Genomic DNA, 21,136 nt, shown 5'->3' with positions numbered 1-21,136 from the left:
AGGTCTATTCATCTAGATGAATATGACCAGTTTCGAGCACGCGGGTGAACACCAGGCCACGGCGGGACCAACGATTGAATCCGACTGTCGTCATTGCGGTTTCGCCGTACCGCCGGAATGGTTGTCGTTATTTCGGTGCGGTGTTGCTCTCGCAGACCAGCTGCTCGGCGGCTCAGTTATTCGCGTCGTCGGACGCGGGGAGGGGCTCCTCCTCGACGACCTTCTTGCGCGAGCGCAGGATGCGCTTGACGATCTCGGTGATGATCGGCAGAACCGAGATGAAGACGATGAACAGGAAGATGTAGTCGATGTTGTCGCGGATGAACTCGATCTGGCCCAGGAAGTAGCCGAGCAGCGTGACTCCCGCACCCCAGGCGACCGCGCCGATGATGTTGTACGTGAGGAAGATCGGGTACCGCATCTTCGCGGCACCGGCGACCAGCGGGGCGTAGGTCCGCACGATGGGAACGAAGCGCGCGAGGATGATCGTCACCGGACCGTGCTTCTCGAAGAACTCGTGCGCTTCCTCGATGTAGACCTGCTTCAGGATCTTCGCGTCCGGCCGGAACAGCGAATATCCCGCCTTCTTGCCGATCCAGTACCCGACCTGGTCGCCGAGGAAGGCCGCGATGGGGATCAGGACGAGGAGCACCCACAGCGGGGCGAAGGGCTCGATCTCCGCCGACTTCGCCGCCACGATGAGCCCGGCGGTGAAGAGCAGCGAGTCGCCGGGGAGCAGCGGGAACAGCAGACCCGACTCGATGAACACGACCAACAGCAGACCGGCCAGCATCCACGTGCCGAACGAGTTGAGCAGGTTCACCGGATCCAGGAATCCCGGCAGGAGCGCCAGGTTGGTGGTCGTGGTGGCAAGCGCGGAGTCGATCACGGGGACCCAGAGTACCTGCGCGTGGGGCGAGGACAGAATCTCACGGGTCCGCCACCGCCGGTTTCCAGCAGGTCCGGGCACGAATGGTGCCCGCGCCGGGTGATGTCGCACCTGCCATACTGAGTGAAGTCCGGCCGCGGGAAGTCCGGCTGCTCGCCACCGAAGCACCAATCGACGGCGAGAGAACCCGAACACCAGAGCACATCAACACCCTGGAGGATCCGTCGATGCCCATTGCAACCCCGGAGCAGTACGCCGAGATGTTCGACAAGGCGAAGAAGGGCGGTTACGCATTCCCCGCGATCAACTGCACCTCGTCGTCGACGATCAACGCCGCCATCAAGGGTTTCGCCGACGCAGGCAGTGACGGGATCATCCAGTTCTCGACCGGTGGCGCCGAGTTCGGGTCCGGCCTGGGTGTCAAGGACATGGTGACCGGTGCGGTCGCGCTCGCCGAGTTCGCGCACGTCGTCGCCGAGAAATATGACGTCCTCATCGGCCTGCACACCGACCACTGCCCCAAGGACAAGCTCGACACCTACGTCCGCCCCCTGCTGCAGGTGTCGCAGGAGCGCGTCGACGCCGGCCGCAACCCGCTCTTCCAGTCACACATGTGGGACGGCAGCGCCGTGCCGCTCGACGAGAACCTGGAGATCGCCAAGGAGCTCCTGGCGAAGGCCGGCGCAGCCAACATCATCCTGGAGATCGAGATCGGCGTCGTCGGCGGCGAGGAGGACGGCGTCGAGAACGAGATCAACGACAAGTTGTTCACCACCCCCGAAGACTTCGAGAAGACCATCGAGGCCCTCGGTGCCAGCGACTCGGGCAACCGCTACCTGCTCGCCGCGACCTTCGGCAACGTGCACGGCGTCTACAAGCCGGGCAACGTGAAGCTGCGCCCCGATGTCCTCAACACCGGCCAGGAGGTCGCCGCGAAGAAGCTGGGCCTCGGTGACGGAGCCAAGCCCTTCGACTTCGTCTTCCACGGTGGATCGGGCTCGCTCAAGAGCGAGATCGATGAGGCCCTGAGCTACGGCGTCGTCAAGATGAACGTCGACACCGACACGCAGTACGCCTACACCCGTCCGGTCGCCGGCCACATGTTCAGCAACTACGACGGTGTGCTGAAGGTCGACGGCGACGTCGGCAACAAGAAGGTCTACGACCCGCGCAGCTGGTCGAAGAAGGCCGAGACCAACATGAGCGAGCGCGTCGTCGAGGCGTGTAACGACCTCAAGTCCAACGGCAAGTCCCTGACTGCCTGACGGAGAGTCCCACGATCGCTGCCCGCACCCCGAAAGGGTGCGGGCAGTTGTCTTTTCGGGTGATCGACCCCGTGCGTCGCGCCGGTCCGGGGGCCCGGCTCAGGTGAGGGCGAGCCCGACGACGACCGCGGCGGCGAGCGCGACCATCACCAGCGCCGCGATGATGACGGCCGGGTCGACGCGCGACCGGGACCGTTGCGGCGAACCCACGTCGTAGGGGCGGATTCGATTGCTTCGGACCCGGTTGTCCGACACGGGACGGATGTCCGTCGAAAGACCCCGGCGTGGCGTCGTGCCCGCGGGTGGTGCCGGTCGGGACGGGGGCGTGAAGTAGCCCGGCGCAGAACGGTCACCCGGGCCGGCCGGCGGTGGGCCGGACCGATGTCCGCTCGTCACGTGGGGTTGCAGACCTTCCAGTCGTCGCCGTCGCGCTGCAGGTTCAGCGTGACGGTCTCGGGCTGATCGGGTGAATTGGTGTGTACCGCGACCACTTCGACGACGGCCTGATCACCGCCTTCGACGACGCGGACCGCGTTGATCGCCTGCGTCTGCACGAGTTCGTTGCGGGCCCGTTGCGCCTCGTAGGTGCGCTGGTACGCGGCGTCGTCGAAATCGCTGTAGAAAGCGTTGAGCTCGCCGCAGGTGACCGACCGCAGGGTCGAGAGGTCACCCTCGTACAGTGCGGTCGTGTAATCCATGGCCACGGTCGCGGCCTCGTCGGCGGGCGCTGGTGCGCGCAGGCTGTTGTAGGCGAAGATGCCGCCGACGACGGCCACGATCACCACCACGACCGCTGCCGCCGCGATCAGCAGACCCTTGCCGCGTTTCTTCTTCGGTGACGTGGGGCCGCTACCCGGGATGACCTGCGGTTCGCGGTCGGTGGTCGTCCATCCGGCGGTCGAGGCGGCCACGGCCGGCTCCGGGGTCGTCCGCGCGTCGTCGTCGGCCGGCGCGTCGGTCTCGGTCCGGGCTTTGGCGGCGGTGGATGCCGCTGCTGCCGCCGGGATGACGGCCGTCGCCGCGCCCGAACCGGAGTCGTCGTCCTCGGTGTCGGTGTCGGTGGTGTCCGGCTCGGTTGTGTCGGTGTCCTCGCCGGTCGGGACGGCGATCGCCTCGGTGGGGGAGTCGGCGTCGGCGTCAGCGTCGGCGGCAGCATCGGTCTCGGTCGGCGAGTCGACCTCCGTCACGGCCGAGTCGTCTGCGGTCGAGTCGTCTGCTGTCGCCGCGTCCGCGGGGGTCTCGTCCGGGGCAGGCTGTTCCGCGACCGGCTCCGCCGGTGCTGGTTCGGTCTCGACGCCCTCTGCCTCTGCGCCCTCCGCCTCGACGCCCTCGGCCTCGGCTGCGGCCGGCTCGTTCTCGGCGTCCGAGTCGGCTACGGGGTCCTGGTGCGCCTCTGCCTCGTCTGCTGCCGTTTCGTCCGTCGCTGCCTCGTCTGGCGCCACGTCGGTATCCACGGCCTCGGACTCGGCCTCGGACTCGTCGTCGGCCTCGGACTCGTCGTCGGAGTCACGAGTCGTTCCGGCTGCCACGGCCGCCGCGCCCGCCGCGCCCACACCGGCGCTGACCGCGGTGCCCGTGGACGGGTCCGTGTCGTCGTCGGCAAGCGCTGGTTCGGCGGCCGCACCGGTGTTCTGATCCGACTCGGATTCGGGCGCGGACCCGGACTCGGTGGACGCGGTCTCGGCGTCGGAGCCCTCGGTCCTGGAGTCGGCGCTCTCTTCTCCGGCGGACGCTGCCTCGGGCTCCGGGGCCGTCGGGTCGATGTCGTCGAGGTCCTCGAGCTCGGCGGCGTCCGGGAGGTCCGAGCGACGGATGACGGTGGTCGCGGAGTCGCTCGGGCCGAGCCGGGCCGGTGCCGGCGGGGCGGCCTCGGCGTCGTCGGGCTCGGTCGTTTCGGTCTCCGCGGTGTCGGGCGCCTCGCTGAGCGGGTCGATGTCGTCCAGGTCTTCGAGGTCTTCGGCGGACGGGAGGTTGTCGCGGTTGATGATCTGGGTGGCGCCGTCGATCCCACGCCCACCTCTCGGGGTGGGTGCCGCGGGCTGCTTCGCATCCTTGTCCGTCGCGTCCTTGTCGGTCGCTGCTTTGCGCGTGGTGGTCTCCTCGGACGTGGACGCGTCTGTCGTGGACTCCGCCGGGGTCGCCTCGGTCGGGGCGGCCGTGTCGTCGGCGGTCTCGTTCTCGGTGGGATCGTCCACGGGTGGCTCGTGACCCTCTCTGCTGGTGCTGGGTGGAGCGGCGTCGGTGCCGGTCGGAACAGTATCGGGGGTCGGCCGCGTGTCCGTCTGACGAGCCCGGCGCTCGTCCCGCACCTGCTTGAGCGTCGACAGTGCCTTGGTGACAGCGGCTCTCGGCCTGTCGGATCGCGCCATCGACTGAATCACCCCGCATCTCGCCCGTGCACGACTACGGCCCGGCCGCCCGGCGTCGCCGTTCAGCGGCGGGCAGCAGGACCGATTGCGCCATTCACCCTAGCGAACGGCCCGGCGGTCCAGCACTAGGGCATTTGATCGAATGGGCGCCGGCCGCCGCGAGCGAACGGCGTCGGAGTCCGCAGGCGGTGCTTGAATAGAGGACATGACGTCTTTCGGAGATCTACTCGGCCCGCAACCCGTTCTGCTCACCGGGGACGACGACGCCGAATCGGACCTGCTCAACGGCGCCGCGCCGGCCGCGGTCGCAGCTGCACACCCGACCGCCTCGATCGCCTGGGCCTACCTGGCCGAGGCGGCTCTAGAGTCGTCGAAGACGGCCTCCGCCGGCGACGACATCGACACCGCCGCGGTCATCGCGGCCTATGCCTACGCCCGGACCGGTTACCACCGCGGCCTCGACCAGCTCCGACGCCACGGTTGGAAGGGTTTCGGGCCGGTGCCGTGGAGTCACGAACCCAACCGCGGCTTCCTCCGCTGCGTCGGGGCATTGGCCCGGGCCGCCGAATTGATCGGCGAGGAGGACGAGCACCTGCGCTGCCTCGACCTGCTCAACGACAGCGACCCGCGCGCGACCGCCGAACTCGGCCTCGTGTGATCGCACCGAGTCGATCGGTCACCTGCGGATGACGTCCGCCTGATGGCTCCGAGTGCCGCGAACCCGTCGTACCCGCGCCGGGTGTTCAATGCGATGCCCGCGCCGCTGAAGAGCCGCCTGCGCCGGCTGCGCGTGTCGCTGGTCCCGATCGTCCAGTGCGCGCTGGCGGCGGGGGCGTCGTGGTGGATCGCGGTGGAGATCTTCGATCATCCCGATCCGTTCTTCGCGCCGATCGCCGCGGTGATCTCGCTCGGGCTCTCCCTGGGACAGCGTTGGCGCCGGGCCGCCGAACTCGTGGGCGGCGTCGCGATCGGCATCCTCGTCGGCGACCTCTTCATCAGTCTCGTCGGCGAAGGCGCCTGGCAGATCATGGTCGTCGTCGCGCTGGCGATGTTGGTGGCGGTCTTCCTCGACGACGGTCCGCTCGTCCCCATGCAGGCCGCCTCGTCGGCCGCGCTGGTCGCGACGCTCCTCCCGCCCGGTGGGGTGGCGGGTTTCCATCGCGCGATCGACGCCCTCATCGGCGGGCTGGTGGGCATCCTCGTGGGTGCGTTGCTGCCGGTGAACCCGGCCAGCCGAGCGCGACGCGACGCGGCGGGCGTCCTGGCGACGGTCCGCGATGCCGCTCGCCGGCTGGCCACCGGACTCCGCGAACGCGACGAGGAGCTGATCGCCGCCGCCCTCGAAGCAGGTCGCGGGACGCAGGCCGAGATCAACAAGATGCGATCGGACATGACCGGCGGCCGCGAGGTCACCCGCATCTCGCCCCTGTACTGGGGATCGAGGATGCGGCTGGACCGGATCTCGGCAACGGCCGACCCCATCGACAACGCGGTCCGCAACTTCCGGATCATCGCCCGGCGTTCCCTCGGCCTCACCCAGCGGGGTGTCGCGGTGCAGCCGGAGCTGATCGAGATCATCGACGATCTCGCCGGGGCGTTCGAGGTGTTACGCGCGATGATGATGGCGGACCCCGGCGAGGCACCCGATCAGGCCGACGCCGCGCGGGTGATCCGCAGCATCGTGCGCAAGGCGCGTGCCGATCTGGTGACCAACAGCGAACTGTCGGAGGCCGCCCTGCTGGCCGAGATCCGGTCGTTGCTCGTCGACCTGCTGATGACCGCGGGGCTCCGCCGATCCTCCGCGCTGGCGACCCTGCGGAGCTGACCCGGCTGTTGCCACATATGCGAAGTTCTGCATATATTGACCGGCATCATGGGGCACTCACATTCGCACTCGCACGCTCCCGCCGCGGCTGCGGGACAGCGTCGGCTCTGGCCGATGGTGCTGGCGGTCGGGCTGATCGGCGGCTACTTCGTCGTCGAGCTCGTGACCGGCATCCTGGTGAACTCGCTCGCGCTGATCGCCGACGCCGGGCACATGCTGACCGATGTCGTCGCACTCGTCATGGGGCTGATCGCGCTGTTGCTCGGCCGGCACGGGCGGATCACCGACACCCGTAGTTTCGGGTGGCATCGCGCCGAGGTGTTCACCGCCGTGGCCAACGCCGTGCTGCTGATGGGCGTCGCGGTCTTCGTGCTCTACGAGGCGGTCGAGCGTATCGGTAGCGACCCGCAGGTCCCGGGCCTCACGCTGATCGTGGTGGCCCTGATCGGTCTGCTGGTGAATCTCGGGGTCATGCTGCTGTTGCGGGCGGACGCCAAGGAGTCGATCGCGGTTCGCGGCGCCTACCTGGAGGTGTTGGCCGACGCCGTGGGCAGCGTCGGCGTGCTGATCGCCGGCGTCGTCGCGATGACGACCGGGTGGGGTTACGCCGACATCGTCGTCGCGGTGCTGATCGCGCTGTGGGTGGTCCCGCGGGCGGTGCGACTCGCGCTCGACGCGCTGCGCATCCTCAACCAGCAGGCGCCGGCCCACATCGACGTCGAGGCCCTGCGGGCCGATCTGGCCGACATCCCCGTCGTCGACGACGTGCACGACCTTCATGTCTGGACGCTGACGACCGGGATGGACGTCGCCACCGTGCATCTCGGCAGCAGCCGGCCCAACGATGAGGTGTTGCCCGCGGCACAGGCCGTCCTGGCCCGCCACGGCCTCGAACATGCGACGGTGCAGATCGACCCCGACGACCATCAGCGACGTTGTCGTGACGAGATGACCTGGTGACCGTGCGTCGTGGCGCCGTGAATGTCGGTTATGCCCTACATTGCGGCGAATGGAACGACGCGATTTTCTCGCGGTGCTCGCCGCCGGCACCGTGGGGGCTCTGACCTCGGGCGTCCTCGTGGGCTGCGCGACGCCGGTCCCGGCGGCCGAGATCGACCCGGCCGATGGGCCGTCCACCCCGCCGCGGCCGACCAGCACGACGCCCGTCCCGTCGTCGGGACTGTTGCCGCCGGCGGTCGGAACCCGCCGACCGCTGCCCGACGGGGCCATCACCGCACTGCCCGGTCCCGGCCGGTGTCTCGCGCTCACGGTCGACGACGGCGCGAGCTCGGAGGTGATCGGCGCCTATGTGAAGTTCGCCCGGGACACCGGCGCCCGGTTCACCTTCTTCGTCACCGGTTCGTTCGACGGCTGGACCGACCACCGCAGCACCCTGCGGCCGCTCGTCGAGTCCGGCCAGATCCAGCTGGGCAATCACACGTGGAGTCATCCCGCGCTCACCGAGCTGTCCTCGCGCGGGGTGGCCGACGAACTGCGCCGGACCAAACGGTTCCTGAGCAACCAGTTCGGTGTCGACGGCACGCCGTACTATCGCCCGCCGTTCGGGTACCACAACGCAGGCGTCGACGCGGTGGCCGCCGACCTCGGTTACACGGTGCCGACCCTCTGGTACGGCTCGTTGTCCGACTCCGGCCTGATCACCGAGAGGTACCTCATCCGCTGCGCGCGCAAGTACTTCCGTCCGCAGAGCATCGTCATCGGCCACGCCAATCACGATCCGGTGACCAAGGTGTATCCGGAACTCGTCGAGATCATCCGAAATCGGAAGCTGCGCATGGTGACACTCGACGATTACTTCGCCGCGGGCCGCTGAGGTCCGACCGCACCTCCGGTGGCGGCGGCGAGGTGCGGACGCCGACCGCAACTTTTCGTTCACGCTGATTCGTAGTCGTCGGATCGGGTCGCCGCGTCGTTACCGTGTGTCGGTCATGGCTACCTCCACACTTCCACCCGTGCTCGCCGGCGAGACCGACGTCGAACGTCGCAAACGGCTCCGGACCGTCGTCGCCGCAAGCCTTCTCGGCACCACGGTCGAGTGGTACGACTTCTTCCTCTACGCGACCGCGGCGAGCCTCGTGTTCAACCAGTTGTTCTTCCCCGACCAGAGTTCGTTCGTCGGCACCCTGCTGTCCTTCGTGACGTTCGCGGTCGGCTTCGTCGTGCGCCCGATCGGCGGAGTCGTCTTCGGGCACATCGGTGATCGCATCGGCCGCAAGCGCACGCTCGCGATCACCATGGTGATGATGGGCGTCGCGACCGCCCTGATGGGTGTGCTGCCCACCGCCGAGACGGTCGGTGTGCTCGCCCCGATCCTCCTGCTCCTCCTGCGCATCGTGCAGGGTTTCGCGCTGGGCGGGGAGTGGGCAGGTGCGGTGCTGCTGTCGGTCGAGCACAGCCCGGACGGCAAGCGCGGTCTGTTCGGGAGCACCCCGCAGATCGGCCTGGCCCTCGGACTCGCCTTGGGCACCGGAGTGTTCGCGCTGCTGCAGGTGGCCCTCGACGAGCAGGCGTTCCTGACCTACGGCTGGCGCATCGCGTTCCTGGTGAGCATCGTCCTGGTGGTCATCGGGTTCGTCGTGCGGTTGAAGGTCGACGAGACGCCGGCGTTCGCCGAGGTGGCCGAGCTCGCCAAGAAGTCCACGGCACCACTGCGCGACGTCGTGGTCCCGCCGAACACGCGCAACACCGTCCTCGGCCTCCTCGCCCGGTGGGGTGAGGGGTCGGCCTTCAACACCTGGGGCGTCTTCGCGATCGCCTACGCGACCACCGAACTGGACATGGAGAAGGTCCCGGTGCTGGTCGCCGTGACCATCGCCTCGCTCGTGATGGCGGCCCTGCTCCCGTTCTCCGGACTGCTCACCGACCGGTACGGCGCCAAGACGATCTACCTGATCGGGATCACCGCCTACGGCGTCGCGGTCTACCCGGTGTTCGTGCTGTTCGGGACCTCGAACCTGCTCTGGTTCACCGTGGGACTGGTGATCGTCTTCGGGGTCATCCACGCACTCTTCTACGGCGCGCAGGGCACCCTGTTCGCGAGCCTGTACCCGACCCCGGTGCGCTACACCGGACTGTCGGTCGTCTACCAGTTCTCCGGCATCTACGCCTCGGGTCTGACGCCGCTGATCCTCACCGCGCTGATCGGGGCGGCCGGCGGGTCACCGTGGCTCGCCGCCGGCTACCTCGTGCTGACCGCGATCATCAGCGTCGTGGCCACGACGCTCATCCGGCGCGACGATCTCCACCTCACGACGGGCCCCCAGGCGCGGCCGGTCGGCTGAGTCCCGGATCAGGGGCGCACCAGCAGGAGATCGGTGACGTGGCGGTAGAACGTCGAGCGCTTGAGCACGCGCGGGTTCACGACGCCCTCGCGCTCGACGACGACGTTGGTCCCGCCCGTCTGACACGCGCGCCCGGTGAACCACTTGCCCGGCAACAACATCCGCTCCACCTGCGCGCGGAGGCCGGGTGCGGTCAGGGTCGGTTCGATGAGGATCGAACGCACCTCGCCGTCGAAGAGGCGCTCGTTGTCGACGTAGGTCTCACCGTGCAGCTTCGCGCCCTCGGCGCCCAGGTGACGCGCGCTGCCGATGATGACGGTCGCGGCGTCGTCGCGGATGAGCGGCACCGCGACCGCCGTGCCGTGTTCGGCGAGCTCGCGGGCCGCGGGTCCGTGCGGCAACCGGTAGCGACGCGTCGCGGGTGTGGCCTCGGCGGAGACGTATGCGATCTCGACGTCGAGTCGTTCGGTGACCATCAATGCGGCCAGCACCTGGGACAGGAAGATGTCGTTCTCGTGCGCCACGGTCGGTGCGAAGCGCTCCGCGACGCGCGGCTCGACGACGAGTCGGGTGACGTCGGGATCGGTGAGGGCGTCGGCGACCGCGGCGCGGACGGCCTTCTTGTCGTCGGCGCGGCTGGTCTGGCTCAGAAGGGCAAACGGCACGCGGATAGCGTATCGAGCGCGCCGACCCAGTAGTGTTGGTCAGGTTTGGTCCCAAGCGCGCCACACAAAGGAGTACCGGACATGGCCGCGATCGTGCTTATCGGAGCCCAGTGGGGTGACGAGGGCAAAGGCAAAGCGACCGACCTCCTCGGAGGCCGGATCAACTGGGTTGTCCGCTACCAAGGTGGCAACAACGCCGGGCACACCGTCGTACTCCCCACCGGGGAATCCTTCGCGCTGCACCTCATCCCGTCCGGCATCCTGACGCCCGGCGTGCAGAACGTCATCGGCAACGGCGTGGTCGTCGACCCCGGCGTGCTGCTCACCGAGCTCGGTGGCCTCGAGGACCGCGACGTCGACACCTCCGGCCTGCTGATCTCCGCCGACGCGCATCTGCTCATGCCGTACCACGTCGCGATCGACAAGGTCACCGAGCGTTTCCTGGGCAACAAGAAGATCGGGACCACGGGCCGCGGCATCGGTCCTTGCTACCAGGACAAGATCGCCCGCGTCGGCGTGCGCGTCGCCGACGTCCTCGACGAGAAGATCCTCACCCAGAAGGTCGAGGCGGCGCTCGAGCTGAAGAACCAGATCCTGGTCAAGATCTACAACCGCAAGGCCCTCGACCCGGCGCAGGTCGTCGACGAGGTCCTCGGGCAGGCCGAAGGATTCAGGCACCGCATCGCCGACACCCGGCTGCTGCTCAACCAGGCCCTGGAGAACGGCGAGACGGTGCTGCTCGAGGGCTCCCAGGGCACCCTGCTCGATGTCGACCACGGCACCTATCCGTATGTGACGTCGTCGAATCCGACCGCCGGTGGCGCCGCGGTCGGCGCCGGCATCGGACCCAACAAGATCACCACCGTCCTGGGCATCCTGAAGGCCTACACCACGCGCGTGGGCTCCGGGCCGTTCCCCACCGAACTCTTCGACGAGTGGGGCGCCTACCTCGCCAAGACCGGCGGCGAGGTGGGTGTCACCACCGGTCGCGCTCGCCGCTGCGGCTGGTTCGACGCCGTGATCGCCCGCTACGCGACCCGCGTCAACGGCATCACCGACTACTTCCTCACCAAGCTCGACGTCCTCTCCAGCCTCGACACCGTGCCGATCTGCGTGGCCTACGAGGTCGACGGTGAGCGCGTCGAGGAGATGCCGATGACCCAGACCGGCTTCCACCACGCGAAGCCGATCTACGAGGAGATGCCCGGCTGGTGGGAGGACATCTCCCAGTGCAAGACCTTCGACGAACTGCCCCAGAACGCGCAGAACTACATCCTGCGGCTCGAGGAGCTCTCGGGTGCGCACATCTCGTGCGTGGGTGTCGGTCCGGGACGGGACCAGACGATCGTGCGGCGCGAGATCGTCTGACCCTTCGCTCCTGGGGTTTCGGCGGCTTGGCGGCCGTCGAGGGTCTACGAAAGAACACCCGTGAGCGTCTGATTTCATGCTCCCTGAGGTGCGAGCGAAGCGAGCCACGAAGGGCTCGCAACGTGTCTCACCAGGCCCTTCGTGGCTCGTCGCTTGCGCTCCTCGCACCTCAGGGGCCAGTGGGGCGGCGGGCAGTTGCTTGCGCTCCTCACACCTCAGGGAGCAATGGGGTCGCTTTTTCGGATTAGGGAGCAGGGTTGGGGCGGGGTGATGCTCCGCTCGGCGAGCTCGTCGCGGATTCGCGGTCTGCTCGTGATTAGCTAGTGCCCATGCGTGCCAAGCGGGGGAGTCGCGACTACGGGTCCATCCTGCTCGGCTCCGTCGGCGAGAGCTCGGTCAAACAGCGGATCCGTATCCAGACCCTGCTGACCGCGTCGATCGTGGTGGCCAACCTGTTCGGGGCGATCGTCGCGGTCGCGCTCACCGCGGTCGGCATCCCGCAGCCGACCATCTTCACCGCCGAACTGTGGTGGGTCAACTTCATCGTGGTGCCCGTCTACATCACCGCGGCGTTCGTGGTCGGGATCGGGTGGGGCACCTATGTCGGCGTCCGTGATCTGCGGTGGGCGATCCGCGATGTCACCCCGACGAAACGCGACGCCCGGCGGACCATGCGGCTGCCGTGGCGACTGTCGCTGGTGCAGGGATTCCTGTGGGGCATCGCCGCCATCATGCTCACGATCATGTACGGGATCGTCGACCCACAGCTGATCCCCAAGACCATCTTCGTGGTGAGCCTCAGTGGTGTTGTGGTGGTGGCGATCTCATATCTGTTCATCGACTTCACCCTGCGTCCCGTTGCGGCGGAACTGATCTCGGCCGGCCACCGCCGGCGCAAACGTACCGGTGTGCGGGCGCGCTCGGTCGTCTCGTGGATGGTGGGTTCGGCGACCCCGATCATCGGCATCCTGCTGGTGCTGGCGTTCGGGCTCGCGCGGGACGAGACCTCCAAGCTCGACCTGTTCGTCGGTGCCACGGTCCTCGGGGTCACCGCACTCTTCACCGGCCTGCTGCTGACGCTGCTGTCGAGCATGAGCGTCACCGGCCCCATCCGCAGCGTGCGCGCCGGGATGAACCGAGTCAGCGACGGTGACCTCGACAACGCCGACCTCGTCGTCTACGACGGCACCGAACTCGGCGACCTGCAGGTGGGTTTCAACTCGATGGTCGCGGGACTGCGTGAGCGAGAACGGATACGGGACCTGTTCGGACGGCACGTGGGCCACGAAGTCGCCGAGGCGGCCATGTCGTCGAACCCGGAACTCGGCGGGACCGAACGTCTCGCCGCCACGCTCTTCGTCGACGTCATCGGTTCGACGACGCTTGCCGCGCAACGACGCCCGACCGAGGTGGTCGAGATCCTCAACAAGTTCTTCGCGGTCATCGTGCGGGCGGTCGAGGAACACGACGGCTTGGTGAACAAATTCGAGGGCGACGCGGTGCTCGCCATCTTCGGCGCACCCATCGATCTCGACGACGCCGCGGGCAGCGCGCTCGCCGCCGCGCGCGACATCGCCCGCGGCCTGGCCGAGGAGGTGCCCGACCTGTCGGCCGGTATCGGGGTCAGCCACGGGGCCGTGGTCGCCGGGAACGTCGGTGCCATCGAGAGATTCGAGTACACCGTCATCGGCGACCCGGTCAACGAGAGTGCCCGCCTGTCGGAACTGGCCAAACGGGATCCGCGGCGGCCGTTGGCCTCCGGACGCGCGGTCAAGGCCGCGCAGCGGGACGAGGCCGAGTGGTGGGAGGAACAGGAGACCACCTCGCTGCGCGGCCGGACCGAGGAGACGACCGTGTTCGCCGCATTCGTCGACGACGAGTGAGGGCCTCGCTCAGCCGATCGCGTCTTCGGAGCTGATCAGCCGCCCGTCCGGGCCGACGATGCTGAGGCCCAGTCCGTCGAAGACCGAGTACTTGTACCCGTTGTTGTAGGCGACGTAGTAGTGACGGCCGCTGCCGTTCTCCTGCACGTGCACCTCGGACACCGGGATGCACAGGGTGTTCCCACTCGAACGCGCGACACCCCGGTACTCGAGGGTGCCGTCGGCGCGCCACTGACAGATCGACGCCGCCGACCGGGCGGTGACGACGGAGGTGACGGTCCGCTGTCCGGGATCGCAGGACGGTGCCGAGGGCGCGGCGACCGCGGTCGAGGTGCCGACGGCGAGCGCGCCGGCGGTGAGGACGAGGGAAGCGCCGGCAGTGGCCAGGCGGGTGATGGTCGTGTTCATGAGAGCGAAGGTAGGACAGGGCTTGTCGAGTGGGAATGGGCAGAACTCCCCGGGTTCGTTCGGATGGGGGACCCTTCGAGACGCGCTCCGCAAGCTCCGGGCTCCTCAGGGAGCGAGGGGGGTGTCGCCCGCAAGCTCCGGGCTCCTCAGGGAGCGACGGGGGTGTCGCCCGCAAGCTCCGGGCTCCTCAGGGAGCGAGGGGGGTGTCGCCCGCAAGCTCCGGGCTCCTCAGGGAGCGAGGGGGGTGTCGCCTGCAAGCTCCGGGCTCCTCAGGGAGCTAGGGATCCCGGTCGCCCTGCCCCTCGGCGAAGTCGAGCCGGCGCAACGCGATTCGCAGCACCTCGTCGTCGATGCGTCCGGCGTCGCGTTCGGCGATGAAGACCGCGCGCTGGATCTGCAGGATCTCCGTCCGGAGTCGTGCCCCGGCGGACGTCGGACTCTCGCCGAGATCCTCGGGACCCCGGCCGAGTTCCTCCCAGGCCACATTGCGCTGCGTGGTGATCCACTTGCGCAGCATCGCCACCTGGAGCCGGCGCGGATCGTCGTCGGACAGTTCGGTGGCGTAATCGTCGAGGCGCCGTTCGGATTCCCGGGACGCACGGTCCTGCGCGGCCGCATACGCCAGCCGGTCCTGGGCGCGCTCGTCGCCGCTCACTCCGAGGAAGCGGATGACCCAGGGCAGGGTGGTGCCCTGGATCAGCAACGTCCCCACCACGACCACGAATGTCAGGAACAGGATCTCGGCGCGGGCGGGGAACGGTTCATTCGTCTCGGTGTAGACGGGGATGGCGAACGCGGCGGCCAGTGACACCACGCCACGCATACCGGCCCAGGAGACGACGAACACCGACGCCGGACTCGGCGGCGGCTCGCGGTCGCGGATCCGTCGCGAGAGCAGTCGGGGCAGATAGGTCGCCGGGTAGACCCAGACGATGCGCACGAGGATCGTCGCCGCCAGGACCGCCGCGGCGTCGATGGCGATCTGCGTCCACGACTCGTTCTCGACACCCTCGATGAGCATGGGCAGCTGGAGCCCGATGAGCAAGAAGACGAACGACTCGAGGATGGTGTCGATCGACTTGCGCACCGCCTCGTCCTGCAGGCGCGTCGCATAGCCCAGCCGCACCGACCGGTGGCCGAGGTAGAGACCGGCGGTGACCACCGCGATGACACCCGAACCGTGCAGTTCCTCGGCCGCGTAGTACGTGCTGAACGGGACGATGATGCCGATCGCTGTCTCCATCGGCGGGTCGGTGAGCCAGACACGCACCCAGGACACGACCACCCCGACGAGGAGGCCCACGACCAGGCCGCCGAGGGCGGCCACCGCGAACGTCAGGACGCCTTCGCCGACCGTCGCGGTGGCCCCCACCGCCGCGGCGAGCGCGATCCGGAACGCGGTGAGGGCCGTCGCGTCGTTGAGCAGGCTCTCGCCGCCGAGCAGCGTCATCATCCGGCGCGGCAGACCGAGCCGGCGGCCGATCGCCTGCGCCGACACCGCGTCCGGCGGCGCGACGACCGCGCCGAGGACCAGTGCCGCGGCGAGCGGGAGATTGGGGACGACGAGGTATGCGACGTATCCGACCACCAGGGTCGTCACCAGCGGTAGGCCGACCGCCAGGAATCCGATTGCACGCCAGTTGGCGCGGAACGCCTGATAGGAACTCTCCTGCGCGGCCGAGTACAGCAGCGGCGGCAGGATGAGGAAGAGCACGAGCTCGGGTTCCAGGGCCACCGAGGGCAACTCGGGAATCCATGCGATCCCGAGACCGACGGTGACCAGCACCAGCGGCGAGGACCAGCCATAGCGACGACACAACGCGGCGACCGCCACGGCGATGACCGCGACCAGCAGTAGCGATGCGCCCATTCGAGCGACTCTAATCGCGCCGGCCCGATGGATAATGTCGGGCATGAAGATCTTTCGGCGGAAGTCATCGTCCGCGGCCGCGCCCGGGCCGCCGGGGTCCGGTTCCGACGCCTCGAGCACGGCGCGCTGCGTCGAACTGGAGTCGTTCGACGCCGCGCCGGCCGCCGACCCGGCGCCGGCATCGGGCGACGACCGCAGTTGCCAGGACTGTGTCGCGATCGGCGAGACCCACTGGGCACATCTGCGGAAGTGCCTGACGTGCGGGCACATCGGTTGTTGCGATTCGAGCCCGCGACGACACGCGACCGGTCACTTCCACGAGACCGGGCACCCGGTCATGCGTTCGGCCGAACCGGACGAGGTGTGGCGCTGGTGCTTCGTGCACGAGGTGACGGGATGATCACCCGACGGTCCTTGGTGTGTTCGACGAGGTGGAGGAGTGCGCCGGGATCTGTGCTGGCGGCAAGTAGGATTTGAGGATGACGTCGAACAGCGAGAGTGCGCCCAGCGCAGCCCAGCCGGCGCCGACGACCGGGCCGCCGGACGTCATCGGCACGCCGCTGAGTCCGACCGCGACCAAGGTGATGGTCCTCGGGGCAGGTGAACTCGGCAAAGAGGTCGTGATCGCGTTCCAGCGCCTCGGCGTCGAGGTCGTCGCCGTCGATCGCTACGCCGACGCGCCCGGCCACCAGGTCGCCCACCATGCCGAGGTCATCGACATGACCGACCCCGCCGCCCTGCACGCGGTCATCGACAAACATCGTCCCGCGTACGTGGTGCCCGAGATCGAGGCGATCGCCACCGAGGCCCTCGTCGACGTCGCCGAACGCGGTATCGCCGAGGTCATCCCCACCGCGAGCGCTGTCGTCGCCACCATGAACCGCGAGGGAATCCGACGTCTCGCCGACGAGGAACTCGGGCTGCCGACATCGCCGTATCTCTTCGCCGACACTCTAGAGGAGGTCACCGTCGCGGCCCGCCAGGTCGGGTTCCCGTGTGTGATCAAGCCCGTCATGTCGTCGTCGGGCAAGGGACAGTCGGTCGTGCGGGGCCCCGAGGAGCTGGCCTCGGCCTGGGAGACCGCGAACACTGGTGGTCGGGTGCAGGGCAGTCGCGTCATCGTCGAGGGCTTCGTCGAATTCGATTACGAGATCACCCTTCTCACGGTTCGTGCGATCGATCCGGCCACCGGCCGGCTCACGTCCCACTTCTGTGCGCCCATCGGTCACCGACAGATCAACGGCGACTACGTGGAGAGCTGGCAGCCCCATGAGATGAGCACCGACGCGCACGCCTCGGCGACCTCGATCGCGGCGCGCATCGCCACCGCGCTCGGTGACGGAAAGCTGGCCGGGCGCGGCGTTTTCGGCGTCGAACTCTTCGTCAAGGGCGACGATGTCTACTTCTCCGAGGTCAGCCCGCGGCCCCATGACACCGGCCTCGTCACGATGGCGACCCAGCGACTGTCCGAGTTCGAGATGCATGCCCGCGCGATCCTCGGTCTCCCGGTCGACGTCACGCTCGCGTCCCCGGGTGCCTCGGCCGTCATCTACGGGCAACTCGACGAGCCGGCGATCGGTTTCGAGAACGTCGCCGCCGCACTTGCCGTACCCGAGACCGACATCCGACTGTTCGGCAAGCCCGAGAGCTTCCACCGCCGGCGCATGGGCGTGGTCACCGCGACAGCCGACGACGTGCCGGTCGCGCGTGAGCGTGCCGTCCGCGCCGCGTCGCTCGTCACACCCGTGCCGGGCCGCCCGGCCGTTCGCAAGGCCACTAACCTTCCGCCGACCCCGCCCCCGGCGCCTCCGCGACGCCCCGGGCCACCGCCCGGCCCGGTCGGCCCGCCGCGCGGACCCGTGGGTCCGCCTCCCGGTGTACTGAAACCACCGGGTGCGCCGCTGGGACCGCCGCCCGGTCGTCCGGGACCGCCGCCCGGGCCCCGGCCACCCGTACCGCGGCCGGCCGGGGGTCCGCGCCCGGTACCGCCCGCGCCGATACCCCCGTCGGGGACCCCGCCGCGTCCGTCGGGCCCGCCGCCACGGCCGGCCCCGCACGAAAAGGCCCCGCACGATCAGGCCCCGGCGATGACCTCGATGGTCAAGACCGACGACCGGCCCGCCGACGCGCGCCCCGGTGCGTCGTCGAAGCCCGGCGAGTGATCGGACGAGGTCCGGGTGCCGTTCTGGGGTGAGCTGCTGGTCGCAGCGGTGATCTTGGTGGGCCTGGTGGGCATCGTCGTGCCGATCCTGCCCGGCACCTTGCTCATCGTCGGCGCACTGTTCGTCTGGGCCCTCGTCGTGGGTGGCTGGGCCTGGTCGGTATTCGCTCTGGCCCTCGTCGTCATCGGCGTCGGCGAGGTGCTCAAGTACCTGATCGCGGGCCGGTCGCTGCGCGCGGACGCGATCCCGAACCGCACGATCGTGGTCGGGGGCCTGGTCGGCATCGTCGGCTTCTTCGTCGTCCCCGTCATCGGCCTGCTGCTCGGCTTCATCGTGGGCGCGCTGGCATCGGAACTCGTTCGCACGCGCAGCTTCGACGGCGCGTGGCGGGGCGCGTTCTCGGCGCTGAAGGCGGCGGTGAAGACGATCGGCATCGAACTCCTCTTCGCGCTGATCGCGACGGGCATCTGGACCGGCGGCGCCTTCACCTGGTGACCGAACGGGTCGCGGCGCCGGCCGTGACCTGCCAGTATCAAATCCTGTGATCGCGGTCACCGATTGATGTGTACAGTCGTGCACCGAAGGGTAATACCGGTCAGTAACTCCAGCCGTGGGGATTTCTAGGGGAGGAGTCTGAGTGAACCTGTTGAAGTGGAGCAAGCGGCCGGCGGCCGGGGTCGAGGCCCGGAAGCCGGAGGTCAACATCATCCGGGGTCTGGTGGCCCGAGCGACCACCCCGTTGCTGCCCGACGACTATCTGCACCTGATCAATCCGCTGTGGAGCGCGCGCGAGCTCCGCGGCAAGGTGCTCGACGTGACCAAGGAGACCGACGACACCGCCACAGTCACCATCCGGACGGGCTGGGGGTTCCCCGAGTCGTACAAACCGGGCCAGTACGTCGGGATCGGTCTGCAGATCGAGGGCAAGTGGCACTGGCGGTCGTACTCGTTGACGTCGTTCGGCGCCAACGAGGACAAGACCATCGCGATCACGGTCAAGGCGAACCCCGACGGATTCCTGTCGTCGCATCTCGTCGACGGCGTCAGCCCCGGGACGATCATCCGGCTGCAGTCGCCCAAGGGCGACTTCCACCTGCCCGAGCCGGTTCCGGGCAAGATCCTGTTCGTGACCGCGGGCAGCGGGATCACTCCCGTCATGGCGATGCTGCGGCAGCTGAGTTCGCACGGTCAGACACCCGACATCGTGCACATCCACTCCGCGCCCACCCGCGACGACGTGATCTTCCTCGACGAGATGGAGACGCTCGCCGACGAGGCCGATGATTACGATCTGAATCTCCAGCTGACCAAGGAGATGGGCAAGTTCGACGTCTCGCGGATGGACGAGTGGGCGCCGGATTGGCGTGAACGCGAATGCTGGGCCTGCGGACCGGTCGCGCTGCTCGACGCGATGGAGTCGCACTACGAGGACGGCGGCCTGCGTGAACGTCTCCACGTGGAGCGGTTCGCCATCGCGCGCACCGACCACGGTGGCGAGGGCGGCACCGTGAAGTTCGCGATCTCGGACAAGGAAGCCGAGATCGACGGCGCCACAACACTTCTCGAAGCAGGGGAGAACCTGGGAATCCAGATGGCGTTCGGCTGCCGGATGGGTATCTGCCAGACCTGCGTCGTGCCGCTCGCCGGGGGTTACGTGCGTGACCTGCGCACCGGCGAGGAACGTCGCGAAGGAGAACGAATCCAGACATGCATCAGCGCCGTGTCTGGTGAATGCACCCTAGATCTGTAGGAGGCTTCATGGCCATCACCGACATCGATCAATACGCACATCTCACCGAGAGCGACGTCGAAACCCTCGGCGCCGAGTTGGACGCCATCCGTCGTGACATCGAGGAGTCGCGGGGCGAGGCCGACGCCAAGTACATCCGCCGGGCCATCACCCTGCAGCGCAGCCTCGCTGCCGGTGGCCGGCTCGCCCTGATGTTCAGCGACAAGAAGGTCGCCTGGGCTGCCGGGACCGCGATGCTCTCGCTCGCCAAGATCATAGAAAACATGGAACTGGGCCACAACGTGATGCACGGCCAGTGGGACTGGATGAACGATCCGGAGGTCCACTCGTCGTCGTGGGAGTGGGACACCACCTGCCCGAGCGTGCAGTGGAAGCACTCGCACAACTTCGTCCATCACAAGTACACGAACGTCGTCGGGATGGACGACGACGTGGGCTACGGAATCCTGCGCGTCACCCGGGACCAGCCCTGGGAGTGGTGGAACGTCGGTAACCCGATCTACAACCTGACGCTCGGCACGTTCTTCGAATACGGTGTGGCGCTGCACCATCTGGAGACGGAGAAGCTGCGCAACAAAGAGAAGACCTACCGTCAGGCGGCCAAGGATCTCCGGGTGATCGGCACCAAGGTCGGCAAACAGGCGGCCAAGGACTATCTGATCTTCCCGGCTCTGGCGGGTCCGAACTGGAAGACGACGCTCACCGCGAACTTCACGTCGAACATCATCCGGAACTACTGGGCGTACATGGTGATCTTCTGTGGTCACTTCCCCGACGGAGCCGAGAAGTTCACGGTCGACGAGTTCGAGAACGAGGACCAACCGCGCTGGTATCTGCGTCAGATGTTGGGATCGGCCAACTTCAAGGCCGGACCGCTGATGCGGTTCATGAGCGGGAACCTCAGTCATCAGATCGAACACCACCTGTTCCCCGACCTGCCGAGCAGCAGGTACGAGGAAATCGGTGTGCGTGTCCGCGAGTTGTGTGACAAATACGACCTGCCGTACACGACGGGGACCCTCCTGGGTCAATATGCCCAGTCGTTCCGGACCATCGCGAAGCTGGCACTGCCGAACTCGTTGTTGAAGGCGACGTCGGATGACGCGCCGGAGACGGCGTCGGAGCTGCGCTTCGCGATCCGCGAGGGCATGAGTGACCACTTCGGCGTCGACCCGGCGACCGGGAAGCGACGGGGTCTGCGGACGGCGTTGCGTGAACTCAAGAATTCCCCGGTGCGGTCGGCGCATGTGGGGCGGGCTGCGTCCGGGAGTCCGGGACGGAACCAGCACTGACACAACAGATGTCGCGCATCGTTGCGTATCCCGCGACGATGCGCGACATCTGCGAATCGCGCCCGGGCGTGGTGTGCCCGTGTCAGAA

At 68.2% G+C, this 21,136-nt stretch carries 19 protein-coding genes; 13 read left to right on the top strand and 6 right to left on the bottom strand.

Annotated features, from left to right (window positions below):
• Positions 1 to 172 precede the first annotated feature (172 nt).
• Positions 173 to 889 (bottom strand): VTT domain-containing protein, encoded by a 717-nt coding sequence (locus tag Q9R39_RS04405; protein WP_058249864.1) that lies wholly within the window; start codon positions 887 to 889, stop codon positions 173 to 175.
• Positions 890 to 1,116: 227 nt separating this feature from the next.
• Between Q9R39_RS04405 and fbaA the strand changes: the two genes are divergently transcribed.
• The gene (fbaA, locus tag Q9R39_RS04400; protein WP_055474546.1) at positions 1,117 to 2,154 is read left to right on the top strand and encodes a class II fructose-bisphosphate aldolase; all 1,038 of its coding nucleotides are present in this window, start codon (positions 1,117 to 1,119) and stop codon (positions 2,152 to 2,154) included.
• A gap of 99 nt (positions 2,155 to 2,253) precedes the next feature.
• Here the strand turns inward: fbaA and Q9R39_RS04395 are convergent, their stop codons facing one another.
• Together Q9R39_RS04395 and Q9R39_RS04390 are read right to left on the bottom strand one after the other, a co-directional pair.
• On the bottom strand, positions 2,254 to 2,409 hold the full coding sequence (locus Q9R39_RS04395) for a hypothetical protein (RefSeq protein WP_311277142.1): 156 nt from the start codon (positions 2,407 to 2,409) through the stop codon (positions 2,254 to 2,256).
• Between the two features lie 137 nt (positions 2,410 to 2,546).
• Positions 2,547 to 4,349: a hypothetical protein gene (locus Q9R39_RS04390; RefSeq protein ID WP_311277141.1), complete on the bottom strand. Its 1,803-nt coding sequence runs from the start codon at positions 4,347 to 4,349 to the stop codon at positions 2,547 to 2,549.
• A 379-nt stretch (positions 4,350 to 4,728) separates the two neighbouring features.
• Here Q9R39_RS04390 and Q9R39_RS04385 point away from each other — a divergent pair, with 379 nt between their 5' ends.
• The 5 genes from Q9R39_RS04385 (at position 4,729) to Q9R39_RS04365 (ending at position 9,650) form a co-directional block, all read left to right on the top strand.
• Positions 4,729 to 5,181 carry a DUF3151 domain-containing protein gene (locus Q9R39_RS04385; protein WP_078112668.1) on the top strand — a complete coding sequence of 151 codons (453 nt, stop codon included), beginning with the start codon at positions 4,729 to 4,731 and terminating at the stop codon, positions 5,179 to 5,181.
• A 42-nt stretch (positions 5,182 to 5,223) separates the two neighbouring features.
• Positions 5,224 to 6,348: an aromatic acid exporter family protein gene (locus Q9R39_RS04380; protein WP_078112667.1), complete on the top strand. Its 1,125-nt coding sequence runs from the start codon at positions 5,224 to 5,226 to the stop codon at positions 6,346 to 6,348.
• A gap of 48 nt (positions 6,349 to 6,396) precedes the next feature.
• Positions 6,397 to 7,308 carry a cation diffusion facilitator family transporter gene (locus Q9R39_RS04375; protein WP_078112666.1) on the top strand — a complete coding sequence of 304 codons (912 nt, stop codon included), beginning with the start codon at positions 6,397 to 6,399 and terminating at the stop codon, positions 7,306 to 7,308.
• A gap of 49 nt (positions 7,309 to 7,357) precedes the next feature.
• Positions 7,358 to 8,182 (top strand): polysaccharide deacetylase family protein, encoded by an 825-nt coding sequence (locus Q9R39_RS04370; RefSeq protein ID WP_078112665.1) that lies wholly within the window; start codon positions 7,358 to 7,360, stop codon positions 8,180 to 8,182.
• Between the two features lie 115 nt (positions 8,183 to 8,297).
• Positions 8,298 to 9,650, top strand: a complete 1,353-nt coding sequence (locus Q9R39_RS04365) for an MFS transporter (RefSeq protein WP_078112751.1) — start codon at positions 8,298 to 8,300, stop codon at positions 9,648 to 9,650.
• An 8-nt stretch (positions 9,651 to 9,658) separates the two neighbouring features.
• Here the strand turns inward: Q9R39_RS04365 and Q9R39_RS04360 are convergent, their stop codons facing one another.
• The gene (locus tag Q9R39_RS04360; RefSeq protein ID WP_078112664.1) at positions 9,659 to 10,315 is read right to left on the bottom strand and encodes a hypothetical protein; all 657 of its coding nucleotides are present in this window, start codon (positions 10,313 to 10,315) and stop codon (positions 9,659 to 9,661) included.
• 81 nt (positions 10,316 to 10,396) lie between these two features.
• On the opposite strand from Q9R39_RS04360, the gene Q9R39_RS04355 reads away from it, so the two are divergent.
• Both Q9R39_RS04355 and Q9R39_RS04350 read left to right on the top strand, forming a co-directional pair.
• The gene (locus Q9R39_RS04355; RefSeq protein WP_078112663.1) at positions 10,397 to 11,683 is read left to right on the top strand and encodes an adenylosuccinate synthase; all 1,287 of its coding nucleotides are present in this window, start codon (positions 10,397 to 10,399) and stop codon (positions 11,681 to 11,683) included.
• A gap of 329 nt (positions 11,684 to 12,012) precedes the next feature.
• Positions 12,013 to 13,566, top strand: a complete 1,554-nt coding sequence (locus tag Q9R39_RS04350) for an adenylate/guanylate cyclase domain-containing protein (protein WP_311277140.1) — start codon at positions 12,013 to 12,015, stop codon at positions 13,564 to 13,566.
• Positions 13,567 to 13,575: 9 nt separating this feature from the next.
• Here Q9R39_RS04350 and Q9R39_RS04345 read toward each other — a convergent pair whose 3' ends face one another.
• Positions 13,576 to 13,974, bottom strand: a complete 399-nt coding sequence (locus tag Q9R39_RS04345) for a hypothetical protein (RefSeq protein WP_205333900.1) — start codon at positions 13,972 to 13,974, stop codon at positions 13,576 to 13,578.
• Positions 13,975 to 14,251: 277 nt separating this feature from the next.
• Entirely contained in the window at positions 14,252 to 15,844 is a 1,593-nt protein-coding gene (locus Q9R39_RS04340) for a Na+/H+ antiporter (RefSeq protein WP_078112661.1), read from the bottom strand.
• A gap of 43 nt (positions 15,845 to 15,887) precedes the next feature.
• Here Q9R39_RS04340 and Q9R39_RS04335 point away from each other — a divergent pair, with 43 nt between their 5' ends.
• The 5 genes from Q9R39_RS04335 to Q9R39_RS04315 all read left to right on the top strand — a co-directional run bounded on the left by Q9R39_RS04335 (position 15,888) and on the right by Q9R39_RS04315 (position 21,048).
• Positions 15,888 to 16,244 carry a UBP-type zinc finger domain-containing protein gene (locus Q9R39_RS04335; protein ID WP_311277139.1) on the top strand — a complete coding sequence of 119 codons (357 nt, stop codon included), beginning with the start codon at positions 15,888 to 15,890 and terminating at the stop codon, positions 16,242 to 16,244.
• A 79-nt stretch (positions 16,245 to 16,323) separates the two neighbouring features.
• Positions 16,324 to 18,006, top strand: coding sequence for a formate-dependent phosphoribosylglycinamide formyltransferase (gene purT / locus Q9R39_RS04330; protein ID WP_058249870.1), 1,683 nt, complete (start codon positions 16,324 to 16,326; stop codon positions 18,004 to 18,006).
• 15 nt (positions 18,007 to 18,021) lie between these two features.
• Entirely contained in the window at positions 18,022 to 18,501 is a 480-nt protein-coding gene (locus Q9R39_RS04325; RefSeq protein WP_068970718.1) for a DUF456 domain-containing protein, read from the top strand.
• A gap of 142 nt (positions 18,502 to 18,643) precedes the next feature.
• A complete protein-coding gene (locus tag Q9R39_RS04320; protein ID WP_058249872.1) occupies positions 18,644 to 19,756 on the top strand; it encodes a ferredoxin reductase in 1,113 nt (370 codons plus the stop codon).
• Between the two features lie 8 nt (positions 19,757 to 19,764).
• Positions 19,765 to 21,048 carry a fatty acid desaturase gene (locus tag Q9R39_RS04315; RefSeq protein ID WP_311277138.1) on the top strand — a complete coding sequence of 428 codons (1,284 nt, stop codon included), beginning with the start codon at positions 19,765 to 19,767 and terminating at the stop codon, positions 21,046 to 21,048.
• The last annotated feature ends 88 nt before the right edge of the window (positions 21,049 to 21,136 follow it).

The organism is Gordonia sp. AC31 (assembly GCF_031844505.1).
Taxonomy (GTDB): Bacteria; Actinomycetota; Actinomycetes; order Mycobacteriales; family Mycobacteriaceae; genus Gordonia; species Gordonia hongkongensis.
This window is presented reverse-complemented; position numbering and strand designations above follow the sequence as displayed.